The organism is Streptomyces sp. NPDC054872 (genome assembly GCF_053610705.1).
The window spans coordinates 23,552-37,838 of record NZ_JBSGYY010000017.1; the positions used below are offsets into that span (position 1 = coordinate 23,552).

The 14,287-nt window shown below is 71.7% G+C and carries 12 protein-coding genes and 1 pseudogene; 12 read left to right on the plus strand and 1 reads right to left on the minus strand.

What is annotated here, in order from left to right; genetic code table 11:
- The first annotated feature begins 70 nt into the window (after positions 1-70).
- The 7 genes and pseudogenes from ssd to ACWGIH_RS21930 all read left to right on the plus strand — a co-directional run.
- A complete protein-coding gene (gene ssd / locus ACWGIH_RS21900) occupies positions 71-1,231 on the plus strand; it encodes a septum site-determining protein Ssd (protein ID WP_453444567.1) in 1,161 nt (386 codons plus the stop codon).
- The gene (locus ACWGIH_RS21905) at positions 1,228-2,403 is read left to right on the plus strand and encodes a TadA family conjugal transfer-associated ATPase (protein ID WP_453444569.1); all 1,176 of its coding nucleotides are present in this window, start codon (positions 1,228-1,230) and stop codon (positions 2,401-2,403) included. The genes ssd and ACWGIH_RS21905 overlap by 4 nt, the downstream gene beginning before the upstream one ends.
- Entirely contained in the window at positions 2,400-3,245 is an 846-nt protein-coding gene (locus ACWGIH_RS21910; RefSeq protein ID WP_453444571.1) for a type II secretion system F family protein, read from the plus strand. Before ACWGIH_RS21905 ends, ACWGIH_RS21910 begins: the two co-directional genes overlap by 4 nt.
- On the plus strand, positions 3,242-4,027 hold the full coding sequence (locus ACWGIH_RS21915; RefSeq protein WP_453444573.1) for a type II secretion system F family protein: 786 nt from the start codon (positions 3,242-3,244) through the stop codon (positions 4,025-4,027). Before ACWGIH_RS21910 ends, ACWGIH_RS21915 begins: the two co-directional genes overlap by 4 nt.
- A 72-nt stretch (positions 4,028-4,099) precedes the next feature.
- Positions 4,100-4,303: a DUF4244 domain-containing protein gene (locus ACWGIH_RS21920; protein WP_453444575.1), complete on the plus strand. Its 204-nt coding sequence runs from the start codon at positions 4,100-4,102 to the stop codon at positions 4,301-4,303.
- 133 nt (positions 4,304-4,436) lie between these two features.
- Positions 4,437-4,772 carry a TadE family type IV pilus minor pilin gene (locus tag ACWGIH_RS21925; RefSeq protein ID WP_453444577.1) on the plus strand — a complete coding sequence of 112 codons (336 nt, stop codon included), beginning with the start codon at positions 4,437-4,439 and terminating at the stop codon, positions 4,770-4,772.
- A pseudogene (locus ACWGIH_RS21930) lies at positions 4,769-5,110 on the plus strand (Rv3654c family TadE-like protein); the annotation flags it as partial. The gene ACWGIH_RS21925 and the pseudogene ACWGIH_RS21930, both read left to right, overlap by 4 nt.
- Positions 5,111-5,428: 318 nt before the next feature.
- Here the strand turns inward: ACWGIH_RS21930 and ACWGIH_RS21935 are convergent.
- A complete protein-coding gene (locus ACWGIH_RS21935; protein ID WP_453444579.1) occupies positions 5,429-7,888 on the minus strand; it encodes a DEAD/DEAH box helicase in 2,460 nt (819 codons plus the stop codon).
- 80 nt (positions 7,889-7,968) lie between these two features.
- Here ACWGIH_RS21935 and bldG point away from each other — a divergent pair, with 80 nt between their 5' ends.
- The 5 genes from bldG (at position 7,969) to ACWGIH_RS21960 (ending at position 14,048) form a co-directional block, all read left to right on the plus strand.
- Positions 7,969-8,310, plus strand: a complete 342-nt coding sequence (bldG, locus tag ACWGIH_RS21940) for an anti-sigma factor antagonist BldG (protein WP_003975386.1) — start codon at positions 7,969-7,971, stop codon at positions 8,308-8,310.
- 114 nt (positions 8,311-8,424) lie between these two features.
- Positions 8,425-8,862 carry an ATP-binding protein gene (locus ACWGIH_RS21945; RefSeq protein WP_453444581.1) on the plus strand — a complete coding sequence of 146 codons (438 nt, stop codon included), beginning with the start codon at positions 8,425-8,427 and terminating at the stop codon, positions 8,860-8,862.
- Positions 8,863-9,191: 329 nt separating this feature from the next.
- A complete protein-coding gene (locus tag ACWGIH_RS21950; protein ID WP_453444583.1) occupies positions 9,192-11,600 on the plus strand; it encodes a sodium-translocating pyrophosphatase in 2,409 nt (802 codons plus the stop codon).
- 199 nt (positions 11,601-11,799) lie between these two features.
- Entirely contained in the window at positions 11,800-12,381 is a 582-nt protein-coding gene (locus tag ACWGIH_RS21955; RefSeq protein ID WP_363210554.1) for a small secreted protein, read from the plus strand.
- A gap of 134 nt (positions 12,382-12,515) precedes the next feature.
- Positions 12,516-14,048 carry a DUF7059 domain-containing protein gene (locus ACWGIH_RS21960; protein WP_453444586.1) on the plus strand — a complete coding sequence of 511 codons (1,533 nt, stop codon included), beginning with the start codon at positions 12,516-12,518 and terminating at the stop codon, positions 14,046-14,048.
- The last annotated feature ends 239 nt before the right edge of the window (positions 14,049-14,287 follow it).

Below are 14,287 nucleotides of genomic sequence, written 5' to 3' on the forward strand. Positions count from 1 at the left end.
CTTTGGCCGGCTCATCGCCGATGTGGAACGCGGCATTCAACGGGCTTGCAGTGAGAGGGGGCTGGAGATCGTGGCTGGAGTGATGACACGTGACGGGACGCCGTCGTCCGACGGACGGCAGGGCGGACCGCTGATCGTCACGGAAGATGTGGACCTGCTGGACGATCTGCTGCGGCTGTGCGCCGCGGCGGGGGCGCGGCCCGAGGTGCAGCACGGCGTGCCGGAGCGCAGAGGCGGCTGGGACGCGGCGCCGCTGATCCTCGTCGGGGACGACGCGGTGGACCGGGTGCGGGGCGCCGTGCGCAGGCGCGGGGTCGTGCTCGTCGGCCGGGACCAGGACGACTCCGGGGTCTGGCAGCGCGCGGTGGAGATCGGGGCCGACCATGTGCTGGTCCTGCCCGACGGCGAGCGCTGGCTGGTGGACCGCATCGCCGATGTCGCCGAGGGAGTGGGGCGGCCCGCGCTCACGGTGGGCGTGATCGGCGGGAGCGGAGGCGCCGGTGCCTCGACGCTGGCGTGCGCTCTCGCCGTCACGGCGGCCCGCGCGGGGCGGCGCACGATGCTCGTGGACGCCGACCCGCTCGGCGGCGGGCTCGACGTACTCCTTGGCGGCGAGGCCGCCGACGGGCTCCGCTGGCCCGCCTTCGCGCAGTCCAGGGGCCGGGTCGGCGGGGGCGCGCTCGAGGAGTCGCTGCCCGAGCTGCACTCCCTGCGGGTCCTGAGCTGGGACCGGGGCGATGCGGTGGTCATCGCGCCCGAAGCGATGCGGGCGGTGGTCGCCGCGGCCCGCAGGCGGGGCGGGGTGGTGGTCGTGGACCTGCCGCGCCGCGTGGACGAAGGAGTGGCCGAGGCGCTGGCCCAGGTGGATCTGGGGCTTCTGGTGGTGCCCGCGGAGCTGCGCGCGGTCGCGGGCGCCCGGCGGGTGGCCTCGGCGGTGGGGATGGTGCTGCGGGACCTGCGGGTGGTGGTCGCCGGGAGCGGCTCCGGCCGCGCGGGAGCCGGCGGACTCGGCGGACTCGGTGGGCACGGCGGCCCCGGGGAATTCGACGCGGAAGAGGTCGCGCGGCTGCTCGGGCTGCCACTCGTCGGCGAAGTGCCGCGGGAAGCGGACCTGTTGGCCGCGCAGGCCGGGGGCATGCCGCCCGGAGGCGTCGCGCGGGGACCGCTCGCCCGGTTCTGCACGGCCTTCTGGGACCGGGTTCCGGTGGACGCCACCGGGGGCGGCTCATGAGCGCCGTCGTGGGGGCCCGGATGCTGGACGGGGTGCGCCAGTGGCTCGCGGAGAACGGCACGGAGCCGACCCCGGCCCGCGTCGCCGAGGCGCTGCGGGCCCAGGGCAGGGTGCTCGGCGACGCGGAAGTCCTCGGGACGGCTGCGCGACTGCGGTCGGAGCTGGTGGGCGCCGGGCCCCTGGAGACGCTGCTCGCGGACGACTCGGTGACCGATGTGCTGGTGTCCGCGCCCGACCGGGTGTGGGTGGACCGCGGCGGCGGCCTGGAGCTGACCGGGGTGTCCTTCGAGGACGCGGCGGCCGTGCGGCGGCTCGCACAGCGGCTCGCGGCCGTGGCGGGGCGACGCCTCGACGACGCCAGGCCCTGGGTGGACGCACGGCTGCCCGACGGCACCCGTCTCCACGCGGTGCTGCCCCCGGTGGCCGTCGGATCGACGTGCCTCTCCTTGCGTGTCGTACGCCCCCGGGCCTTCACCCTCGCGGAACTGACCGCGGCGGGGACGGTGCCGCCGGGCGGGGACCGGGTACTGCGGGCACTGATCGACGCCCGGCTCTCGTACGTGATCAGCGGCGGGACGGGTTCGGGCAAGACGACGCTCCTGAGCGCCCTTCTCGGTCTCGTCGGGCCGGGGGAGCGGATCGTGCTCGCCGAGGATTCGGCGGAGCTGCGTCCCGATCACCCGCACGTGGTGCGCCTGGAGTCCAGGCCCGCGAACCAGGAGGGGGCCGGTCAGGTGGGCCTCGACGACCTGGTGCGGCAGGCGCTGCGGATGCGTCCCGACCGGCTGGTCGTGGGCGAGGTGCGGGGAGCGGAGGTGGTCCATCTGCTGGCCGCCCTGAACACAGGGCATGAAGGCGGCTGCGGGACTGTCCACGCCAATGCCGCGGGGGACGTGCCCGCCCGCCTGGAGGCGCTGGGGACGGCGGCAGGGCTCGACCGGGCGGCGCTGCACAGCCAGTTGGCGGCCGCACTGTCCGTGGTCCTCCATCTCGTACGGGACCGGGCAGGGAGGCGGCGGATCGCCGAGGTGCATGTCCTGGAACGGGACCCCTCCGGACTTGTGGTGACGGTGCCGGCGCTGCGGTGGGGCGAGAAGGAGTTCGGACGGGAGCGGGGCTGGGAGCGGCTGAAGTCGCTTCTGGTGAGCGGCGGTTGGAGTGAGGTGCCATGAGCGCGATGGGCTTGGCGGCGGCTGTGTGCGCGGGAGGCTCGGCCTGGTTGGTGGTCGGGCGGGACCGTGAGCGGCGGCGGACGCGGGCGGTGCTCGGGGGTGAGGTCGCGGCGGAGCCTTCGGTAGGGCGGCGGGTACTGGCCCGCGTCGGCGGCCGGGTGGGGCACGAGTGGTGGGCGCTGGCGGGCGGGGCGGCGGTCGGGTTGCTCGGGGAGTCCGTGCTGCCGCTGCTCCTGGGGGCGGCCGGTGTGCCGCTGATACGGCGTGTGCGGCGGGGCAGGGACGCACGGCTCGAAGAGGAGCGCCGGGCCACCGAAGTGATCGCGCTGTGCGGGTCGCTCGCGGGCGAGGTGCGGGCCGGGCGGCAGCCGGGGGAGGCGTTGCGGACTGCGGCGGCCGGGACCGGTGCCGGGCTCGGTGAGGCGCGGGCCGGGGTACTGGCGGCGGCGCGGTTCGGCGGTGACGTGCCGGGGGCGCTGGAGGAAGCGGCGCGGGAGCCGGGGGCGCGGGGGCTTGTGGGGCTCGCGGCGTGCTGGCGGGTGGCGGTGGACCGTGGCGCCGGGCTTGCGGCGGGGCTCGAGCGGCTTGAGGGCGCGCTCCGGGTGGAGCGGGATCAACGGGCTGATCTTCGCGCTCAGTTGGCGGGAGCCCGGTCGACCGCGGTGATGCTCGCGGGGTTGCCGGTCCTCGGGCTGCTGATGGGGAGTGCGTTGGGTGCCGATCCTCTGCGGGTGTTGCTGCACACCGGGGCGGGGTTCGGGTGCCTGGCCGTGGGCGGAGTGTTGGAGGGGGCCGGCGTGTGGTGGGCGCTGCGGATCGTACGAGGGGCGGAGGAGCGATGAGCCTTGTTGCTGTGCACGGGCTGGGGATGGCCGTGTGGGGTGTGGCGGCTGTGTTGTGGCTGATGTCGGCGGCGCATGCTGCGCGGCGTGAGCGGGCGGTTCGGGGGCGCGCTGGAGTCGTCCTCGGGGTGGAGGAGCGGCTGCCGGGGGATCGGCGGAGGCATCGGTTCCGGTGGCGGGGCGCGGTGCGGGGGTGGCTGGCGGTGGCCGGGGCGGTGAGTGCCGGGTGGGTGTTGGTGGGCGGTGTCGCGGGATGCCTGGCGGGGGTGGGTGCCGGGTACGGGGTGTGGCGGTGGTGGCGGGGACGAGGCGCCCGCGGCGTTGAGCTCGATGCGGCAGAGGCAGCTCGGCAACTTCCTTTGGCAGCTGACCTGTTGGCGGCCTGTGTCGCCGCCGGCGCGGGGCCTGTCGTGGCCGCTCAGGCTGTCGGTGACGCGCTGAAGGGGCCGGTCGGCGAACGGCTGGCGCAGGGCGCCGCGGAGGTGCGGCTCGGCGGCGAACCAGCGGACGCCTGGCTGAGGTTGGGCGCGATACCGGGTGCGGCGGCGCTGGCCCGTCTGCTGGGGCGGGCGGGCGACTCGGGGGCTCCGGCGGCCGAGCAGGTGGCGCGTCTTGCCGCGGACTGCCGAGCGGAAAGAAGCCGTGCGGCGACGGCGGCGGCACGCAGGGCCGGAGTGCTGATGACGGCGCCGGTGGGGCTGTGCTTCTTGCCCGCGTTCATCGCGGTGGGGGTGCTGCCTGTGCTGATCGGCCTGGCAGGTGGGTTGTTGAGCGGCGTCTGAGCGGCTCGACCGATCAAGGTCGAGATGTGAAGTCTCGACGACAGAACGTACGGAAATTTCACGGGGGTTGTGATGTGGGGACAGCTGTGTGCGCGGGCGTTGGAGCGCAGGTCACGCGTGGTGCGAGGGGACGCGGGGATGGTCACATCGGAGTACGCGATGGGGCTCATCGCGGCGGTGGGCTTCGCCGGACTGCTCTACAAGGTGGTGACGAGCGGGCAGGTCAGGGCGGCGTTGCAGGCGGTCGTGGAGAAAGCGCTCGATGTCCAGTTCTGAGATGGCGAGCGCTGGGACCTCAAATGCCGAGTCCTCAAGTGCCGAGATCTCAAGTGCTGAGACCTCCGGTTCTGAGACGTCCAGTTCTGGGCGGAGGCGGGGCAGCCGGGGCCGCGGTGGGGACCGAGGCTTCGTGACGGCTGAGGCGGCTGTGGTGCTGCCCACGCTCGTGCTGTTCACGATGGCGCTGGTCTGGGTGTTGCTGACCGCGTCCGCGCAGATCCAGTGCGTGGACGCGGCTCGGGCGGGGGCGCGGGTGATGGCCCGGCAGGACCCCGAGAGCGCGGCCGTGGCCGCGGCTCGGCAGGCGGCGCCGCGGGGCGCGGCGGTGGCCGTGCGGCGTGACGGCGACTTGGTGCGGGTGGAGGTCATGGCGGATTCACCGGGGCCCGGGGCTCTGGGGCTCGGGCTGCGCCTGCGGTCGGAGGCGGTGGCGTTGGCGGAGGAGACGGTGGGGGTGGGCGCGTGAGTGGGCGGGACGGGTGGCGGGCTGCCGGGCAGGCGTCGGACCGGGGAGCCGCCACGGTGTGGGTGGTCGTCGTGATGGCCGTGCTGTGCGTCGTCTGTGGCGCGGTCCTCGCGATGGGGCAGGTGATCGTGGCCCGCCATCGAGCCGGAGGTGCGGCCGACCTGGCGGCACTGGCGGCCGCCGATCACTGGATGGAGGGACGTTCGGCGGCGTGTGCCACCGCCGGTCGGGTGGCCGAGGCCCAAGGGGCGGGCCTCGTGCGGTGCGGGGTGCACGGCGAGATCTCGGATGTCACGGCCGTGGTGAGCTTCGGCCCGTTCGTGACGGAGGTCAGGTCCCGGGCGGGCCCGGCGGGACCGGTCGCCCCGGAGCCGGAGCCGGAGCCGGAGGCAGAGCCAAAGCCGGATCCGGGTCCAGAGTCGGAGCGAGAGCCGGATCCGAAATCGGAGCAGAGGCCGGGAGCGGGGGCTGTGGCGCCCACGGGGTGGCCGCCGGAGGCGTGGTCGCCGCGTGGCGCCGGAGGGCGGTCAGACGCCCTTGTGGGGCTCGCTGAACGGAGGTCTGAGGCGAGGGCGGGGCCCGCGCCACTACGAACCGGCCGGGAGCGAGTCACACGGCACCGGGAGCGAGTCACGCGCCAGAGGGCACGCGGCCCCTCAGGGCGTGGGCATGGGCGCGTCCTTGAGGAGGGTGGTGAGGAGGCGGATCGCGCCGCGCTTGTGCAGGGGGTCGTTGCCGTTGCCGCACTTCGGGGACTGGATGCAGGAGGGGCAGCCGGCCTCGCACTCGCAGGAGGCGATGGCCTGACGGGTGGCCGTCAGCCATTCCCGGGCCGTGTGGAAGGCCCGCTCGGCGAAGCCCGCCCCGCCGGGATGGCCGTCGTACACGAAGACGGTCGGCAGGAGCGTGTCCGGATGGAGCGGCACGGAGACGCCGCCGATGTCCCACCGGTCGCAGGTCGCGAAGAGCGGCAGCATGCCGATGGAGGCGTGCTCGGCGGCGTGCAGGGCGCCGCCGAGGATCTCCGGGTTGACCCGGGCGGCGTCCAGCTGGTCCTCGGTGACCGTCCACCAGACCGCGCGGGTGCGCAGCGTGCGGGGCGGCAGGTCCAGCTTGGTCTCGCCGAGAACCTCGCCGGTGATCAGCTTGCGGCGCAGGAAGGAGACGACCTGGTTGGTGACCTCCACGGAGCCGTAGCAGAGGCGGCCGGAGCCCCAGGGGATCTCGGTGTCCGTCTCCAGGATGGAGATGGCCGTGGTGTCGCGGGCGGTCGTGGAGTACGGCGGGCCGGCCTCCTCCACCAGGGCGACCGAATCCTCCAGGTCCAGCCGGCGCACGAGATAGGTACGCCCCTGGTGGAGGTGGACCGCGCCCTCGTGGACGGCGGTGTGCGCGGCGGACGCGTCGACGGTGCCAAGGAGCCGGCCCGTGCCCTCCTCGACGATCTGGACGGGACTCCCGCCCTCGCCGCGGATGTCGGTGAGGTCGGCGGCCCGCTCCCTGCGGGTCCAGTGCCAGGCCTTCGTACGGCGGCGCAGCAGCTTCGCGGCCTCCAGCTGCGGCAGCAGGTCCTCGGTGGCCGGGCCGAAGAGGACCAGGTCGTCGTCGGTGAGCGGAAGCTCCGCGGCGGCCGCGCAGAGGTGGGGCGCGAGGACGTACGGATTGTCGGGGTCCAGGACCGTCGACTCCACCGGCTGCTGGAACAGCGCCTCGGGATGGTGGACGAGATACGTGTCCAGCGGGTCGTCGCGGGCCACCAGGACGGCCAGCGCGCCCTGCCCGGAGCGTCCGGCACGGCCCGCCTGCTGCCAGAGCGAGGCGCGGGTTCCCGGATAGCCGGAGATGATCACGGCGTCGAGACCGGAGACGTCCACGCCGAGTTCGAGGGCGGTGGTGGCCGCGAGGCCGAGAAGTTCCCCGGAGTGCAGCGCCCGCTCCAGGGCGCGGCGTTCCTCGGGGAGATATCCGCCCCGGTAGGCGGCCACGCGGCGGGCCAGGGAGCGGTCGACCTCGGATAGGCGTTCCTGGGCGATCACCGAGATCAGCTCGGCGCCGCGTCTGGACCGTACGAAGGCGACCGAGCGGACGCCCTGGACGGTCAGGTCGGTGAGCAGGTCCGCCGTCTCGGCGGTGGCGGTGCGGCGGACGGGCGCGCCCTTCTCGCCGTGGAGCTCGGTGAGCGGCGGCTCCCAGAGGGCGAAGACGAGGTCGCCGCGGGGCGAGGCGTCGTCGGCGACCTCCTTCACGGGAAGCCCGGTGAGGCGTTCCGCGGCGATGGCCGGCTCGGCGGAGGTGGCGGAGGCGAGGAGGAAGACGGGGTCGGAGCCGTAGCGGGCGCAGAGGCGGCGCAGGCGGCGCAGGACTTGGGCGACGTGGGAGCCGAAGACACCGCGGTAGGTGTGGCACTCGTCGATGACGACATAGCGCAGGGCGCGCAGGAAGGAGGACCAGCGGGGGTGGGAGGGGAGTATCCCCCGGTGCAGCATGTCGGGATTGGTCAGGACGTAGTTGGCGTACTGACGTACCCATTCGCGTTCTTCGACGGGGGTGTCGCCGTCGTACACGGCGGGGCGGATCGCGTTGCCGAGGGGCTCCGCGAGCACGCGTACGGCGCGGCGCTGGTCGGCGGCCAGGGCCTTCGTCGGGGCCAGGTACAGCGCGGTCGCGCCACGTCCGTTCGGGGCCTCGGAGCCGTCCAGGAGGGCCGAGAGCACGGGAGTGAGATAGGCCAGCGACTTTCCCGAGGCCGTTCCGGTGGCGACGATGACCGACTCGCCGTCCAAGGCGTGCTCGGCGGCGAGCGCCTGGTGGGCCCAGGGGTGCTCGATCCCGGCCGACTGCACCGCGGCGACGACCTCGGAACGAACGCGATCAGGCCAAACTGCATACCGGGCCTCGCGCGGGGGCAAGTGCTCCGTATGAGTGACGCGCGAAGCACGGCTCGGCCCCGCGGTGAGCCGGTCCAGGACCGTCCGTGGAGACGTGCGTATCGGGGCGCCCGAGGCGGGTCCTCCGGGCGGGGAAAAGTTGGCCATCGGCACCGAGTGTGTCACTGGCGGGATGGACAATGGTCCCAAGGCGTCGTGCACGCCTGCCGGTAAGTGATTGAATGCCATCGCGGCTGGCGATCCGTCCTGGGGGCTCTGCCGAGGTGTCCCGAGGGATGACCGCTCGATAGCAAGGTGCTGGAGGATCCGTGGACCTGTCCCTGTCGACCCGTACCGTCGGCGATCGTACGGTCGTCGAGGTCGGTGGCGAAATCGATGTTTATACCGCGCCCAAGTTGCGCGAACAGTTGGTCGAGTTGGTGAACGACGGCAGTTTCCACCTGGTCGTCGACATGGAGGGCGTGGACTTCCTCGACTCCACCGGGCTCGGCGTGCTGGTCGGCGGCCTGAAGCGGGTGCGTGCCCATGAGGGCTCGCTGCGCCTGGTCTGCAACCAGGAACGCATTTTGAAGATCTTCCGTATCACCGGCCTGACCAAGGTGTTCCCCATTCACACCTCGGTCGAGGAAGCGGTCGCGGCCACCGACTGAGAGCCGGATGTCCCGGGTCGCCTGCTTGCGCGGCCCGGGGGTGGCAGAACAGCAGGGGACCGGGCCCTCGGCCCGGCCCCCTGACAGCACGCGCGTATGTCCGAGGGGGAATGCATGGCCACCGTTGAACTCCGCTTCAGCGCGCTGCCCGAGCACGTCAGAACCGCTCGGCTCGTGGCGGCGGCGGTCGCCCGCAGGGCCGGAGTGGACGAGGCGGTCCTCGACGAGGTCAGGCTCGCCGTCGGCGAGGCCTGCACGCGCGCCGTCGGGCTGCACCAGAGCAGCGGCGTCTCGGCGCCGGTGCGGGTGGCCCTGATCGAGGACGAGAAGCAGTTCTCCATCGAGGTCGGCGACGAGGCCCCCCACGCGACTCCCGGCGACCGGACATCCGGCTCGGGGTCCGGTGCGGCCGACGATCTGGACGCCGAGGGTGAGGACGAGATGGGTCTCGCCGTCATCAGCGGACTTGTGGACGACGTGGAGGTCACCGCCGGCGAGGGCGGCGGTCTCATCCGGATGACGTGGCCGACGGCCCCGGTGCCGCTCGTCTGAGCCAATCCCTGAGCCCTTCACGCGCCGGTTCCGAGTCGGGCTCCGGCCGGGCAGTCTTCGCTTCTACCTCGTCACATCAAGGTCTTGCTCCCCGCTCGGGAGCAGGGCCTTTTGCTTTTTGGATCATTGCCTCGGTCAATTGCCTGCGGACTTCCGGCCGTCGTCAACGCTTTTGGGGCATTACCGCTTTCGGGTCCAATCTGTGGTCGCGATCATTTGGTGGGAAGCAATCTCCCGCCAATTCCGTTTGCGGCGCTCTGTTTTGATCAGGTTCCGCTACCTACAATCCGTCCACATCTTGAGCTCAGCACAGGCGTCAAGGAGGACGAATGGCGGGGCTTTCTACCCCTCATCAGTTTGACCATCCCTCAACCCTCGCAGCCGCGGTACTGACCGACGACAACCGCCTCATCGTGATGGTCATCGCGGCCGTCGCGGTGGCGGCTCTCGTGGTCGCCTGGGTACTCGTACGCCAGGTACTCGCGGCCGACGAGGGCACCGACAGCATGAAGAAGATCGCGAAGGCGATCCAGGAGGGCGCCAATGCCTACCTAGGCAGGCAGTTGCGCACTCTCGGTGTTTTCGCCGTCGTGGTGTTCTTCCTGCTCATGCTGCTGCCCGCAGACGACTGGAATCAGCGTGCCGGCCGATCGATCTTCTTCTTGATCGGTGCGGTGTTCTCGGCGACCACCGGCTATATCGGCATGTGGCTCGCCGTACGCAGCAATGTTCGTGTGGCGGCAGCCGCCCGAGAGGCCACTCCGGCGGAAGGTGAACCCGAAAAGGATCTCACCGCCGTTTCGCACAAGGCCATGAAGATCGCTTTCCGCACGGGCGGCGTTGTCGGCATGTTCACGGTGGGGCTCGGTCTTCTGGGCGCCTCCTGTGTGGTGCTCGTCTACGCGGCCGACGCGCCGAAGGTCCTCGAGGGCTTCGGCCTCGGGGCGGCGCTGATCGCGATGTTCATGCGTGTCGGCGGCGGCATCTTCACCAAGGCCGCCGACGTCGGCGCCGACCTGGTCGGCAAGGTCGAGCAGGGCATTCCGGAGGACGACCCGAGGAACGCCGCGACCATCGCCGACAACGTGGGCGACAACGTCGGCGACTGCGCGGGCATGGCCGCCGACCTCTTCGAGTCGTACGCCGTGACCCTGGTCGCCGCGCTGATCCTCGGCAAGGTCGCCTTCGGCGACTCCGGACTCGCCTTCCCGCTGATCGTTCCGGCGATCGGCGTCGTGACGGCGATGATCGGGATCTTCGCGGTGGCGCCCAGGCGCTCCGACCGCAGCGGCATGACCGCCATCAACCGCGGATTCTTCATCTCCGCGGTCATCTCGCTGGTGCTCGTGGCCGCGGCGGTCTACGTCTACCTGCCGGGCTCGTACTCCGACCTGGACGGAGTCACGGACGCGGCGATCGCCGGGCATGACGGCGATCCGCGGGTCCTCGCAGTCATCGCCGTCGCGATCGGCATCGTCATGGCCGCGCTGATCCAGCAGCTCACCGGGTACTTCACGGAGACCACCCGGCGCCCGGTGAAGGACATCGGCAAGACGTCCCTCACCGGACCGGCCACCGTCGTCCTGGCCGGTATCTCGATCGGGCTCGAATCGGCCGTCTACACCGCGCTCCTGATCGGGCTCGGCGTGTACGGGGCGTTCCTGCTCGGCGGTACGTCGATCATGCTCGCCCTGTTCGCGGTGGCGCTGGCCGGAACGGGCCTGCTCACCACGGTCGGCGTGATCGTCGCCATGGACACCTTCGGTCCGGTCTCCGACAACGCGCAGGGCATCGCCGAGATGTCCGGTGACGTCGAGGGCGCGGGCGCGCAGGTGCTCACCGACCTGGACGCCGTCGGCAACACCACCAAGGCCATCACCAAGGGCATCGCCATCGCCACGGCCGTCCTCGCGGCCGCGGCGCTCTTCGGCTCGTATCGCGACGCCATCGCGGGCGCGGCCAAGGACGTCGGCGAGAAAATGGGCGACGGTGCCCCGATCAACCTGGTCATGGACATCTCCCAGCCGAACAACCTGGTCGGCCTGATCCTGGGCGCCGCGGTCGTCTTCCTCTTCTCGGGGCTCGCGATCAACGCGGTGTCGAGGTCGGCCGGAGCGGTGGTCTACGAGGTGCGGCGGCAGTTCCGCGAGCACCCCGGGATCATGGACTACTCCGAGGAACCGGAGTACGGGCGCGTGGTGGACATCTGCACCAAGGACGCGCTGCGCGAGCTGGCCACGCCAGGTCTGCTCGCCGTGCTCACGCCGATCGCGGTCGGCTTCTCGCTCGGCGTCGGCGCGCTCGGCTCGTTCCTGGCGGGCGCGATCGGCACCGGCACCCTGATGGCGGTCTTCCTCGCCAACTCCGGTGGTGCCTGGGACAACGCGAAGAAGCTCGTCGAGGACGGCCACCACGGCGGCAAGGGCAGTGAGGCCCATGCAGCGGTGGTGATCGGTGACACCGTCGGTGATCCGTTCAAGGACACCGCGGGTCCTGCGATCAACCCGCTCCTGAAGGTGATGAACCTGGTGGCGCTGCTCATCGCGCCGGCGGTCGTCCAGTTCAGCTACGGGGACGACGCGAATGCCGGGGTGCGGGCGGTGATCGCGGTGCTCTCGATCCTCGTCATCATCGGCGCGGTGTACATCTCCAAGAGGCGTGGCATCGCCGTGGGCGACGAGGAGGAAGGTGATGCCGAGCGCGTAAAAAGCTCGGCTGACCCGGCCGTGGTTTCGTAACGCCGGGTCAGACTCTGCCCAACACGAGGGCGGGCGGCGCGTCTTGACGCGGCGTCCGCCCTTCGTGTGTGTCATGCGCTGTCTGGTGAGCCTTCTCATGCGCTCTCCCCTTGGTGCAAATGGCTTCAATAGGGGTGGTACCGGACCCCCGGCATGCGGTTGTAGCCCAGTTGGCGTGTAAGTTCCGGGGCCGAGAGCCATGGAAGGGACCAATCCGGTGAACAAGAAGCTTGCAGCCGCACTGTCCGGCGGTGCGGTACTGGTACTGGCGCTGTCGGGCTGCAGCGACGACGGCAACGAGAAGCTGGACTCCTGGGCCAAGGACGTCTGTGACTCGGTTCAGCCGCAGTCGAAGAAGATCGCCGCCGCCAACGCCGCGATCCAGAAGGAGACCTCGGACAACAGTTCGCCGGAGGACGTCCAGAAGACCGACTCCAAGGCGTTCCAGGACATGTCCGACGCCTACAAGGCGATGGGCACCGCGGTGAAGGACGCGGGCGCCCCGCCGGTCGACGGCGGCCAGAAGAAGACCGACGACGCGGTCAAGGAACTGAACGCCATCTCCAAGTCGTACGGCGACCTGAAGAAGAAGGTCGACGGCCTGGACACCAAGAACCAGGCGGACTTCGCGGACGGGCTCAAGAGCGTCGCGGGCGAGCTGGACAAGCTGAGCAAGAGCGGCAACAAGGCGCTGGAGAAGTTGCAGGAGGGCGAGGTGGGCAAGGCGATGAGCAAGCAGGACAGCTGCAAGTCGGCCAGCGCCACGCCTTCCGCCGCGTAGGGGGCACCCCTTCCTCGACCTGTTGCCCCGGAGCCGTGGGGAAGACCCCTCGGCTCCGGGGCAACGGTGTGTCCAGCCGTGCCCCGCCGTGGTGGACTCGGCGTGCGGAGGCGTATGCGGGTCACAATGAAGGGGTGAGTATCGCTAGCGCCCCCCTGCCCTCGTCCGATCGTGCCGACGTCTCCGCCCAGTTGCGGGAAGCCCTGCTGGAGGCCGACTTCACCGCTGACGGGCTGCTGGAGCTGCTCGGGGCGCCTGCCTACACGGCGCTCGCCCGCAGCGAGACCGTGCCCGCGCTGCGGGCCACCCGCGGCGAAGGGCCCCTTGAGACACTCGTACGGCTCTTCCTGCTGCAGCGTTCCGTGCCGCACGCGCGCGTGGCGGCCGTTCTGCCGGTCGGCCCTCTGCAGGAGAGCGGTTGGCTTTCCGCGGCGGACGGTGAGGGCGCGCTGAAGGCGACGGTGGACGTGCGGCCCTACGGCGGGCCGAGCGGCGAGGACTGGTTCATCGTCTCGGACCTGGGCTGCGCGGTCGGCGGCGCCGGTGGCATCGGCAGCCACGACGAAGGTGTCGTACTGGGAGTCGGCGGGGCATCGACGACGCTCGCCGGGCTCACCGTGCGTACGCCGGTGGGCAGTGCTCTCGACCTCGGCACCGGCTCCGGGATCCAGGCGTTGCACGCCGCGCAACACGCGACCCGGGTGACGGCGACCGACCTCAACCCCCGTGCGCTGCACATCACGCGGCTCACCCTCGCGCTGTCCGGCGCTCCCGAGGCGGACCTGCGCGAGGGCTCCCTCTTCGAACCCGTGGGCGAGGAGACGTACGACCTGATCGTGTCTAATCCGCCGTTCGTGATCTCTCCCGGAGCGCGGCTCACCTACCGCGACGGCGGGATGGGCGGGGACGATCTGTGCCGGTCGCTCGTTCAGCAGGCGGGGGAGCGGTTGAACGAAGGGGGGTATGCGCACTTCCTCGCCAACTGGCAGCACGTGGAGGGCGAGGAGTGGACCGAGCGGCTCCGGTCCTGGGTGCCGCGCGGATGCGACGCGTGGATCGTGCAGCGCGAGGTGCAGGACGTCACGCAGTACGCCGAGCTGTGGCTGCGGGACGCCGGGGACCACCGCACGGACCCTGAGGAGTACGCGGCGCGGTACGACGCGTGGCTCGACGAGTTCGACGCCCGCAAGACACGCGCGGTCGGGTTCGGGTGGATCACGCTGCGCAAGCCCGCGGCAGGGGTGGGTTCCGCCGAACCGACCATCACCGTGGAGGAGTGGCCGCACCCCGTCGAGCAGCCGCTGGGCGAGACGGTGCGGGAGTTCTTCGCGCGGCAGGACTACCTGCGGACGCACGACGACGCCGCGCTGCTCGCAGGGCACTTCAAGCTCGCGGACGAGGTCGTGCAGGAGCAGGTCGGGCTGCCCGGCGCCGAGGACCCCGAGCACGTCGTGCTGCGCCAGCACCGCGGAATGCGGCGGGCCACCAAGGTGGACACGGTGGGCGCGGGCTTCGCCGGCGTGTGCGACGGCACGCTGAGCGCCGGGCGGATCCTCGACGCCATCGCGCAACTGGTGGGAGAGGACCCCGTATTGCTGCGGGACCGCACGCCCGCGCAGATCCGGCTCCTCGTCGAGCAGGGCTTCCTGGTGCCGGTCGACATGTAGTCGGCATGGAGTTGACGGGTAGAGGGGCCGGCGGGCCGTTGGCGGTACGCGTACGGCGTGTCTCGTACGTTTCGCGGACATGGGTCCCGCGTTGTGGGTGGGATGGATGGACGTCGGCGACCGCCGGACGTACATCGAGAAGGTGGACTGTACGAGCCGGCCCCGCGGCGATCGATTCCGGTCGAGTCGGGCCGGGCGCCGACCGGTGTTTCAGGCCGGGCGCCCTCCGTTCACCCGAG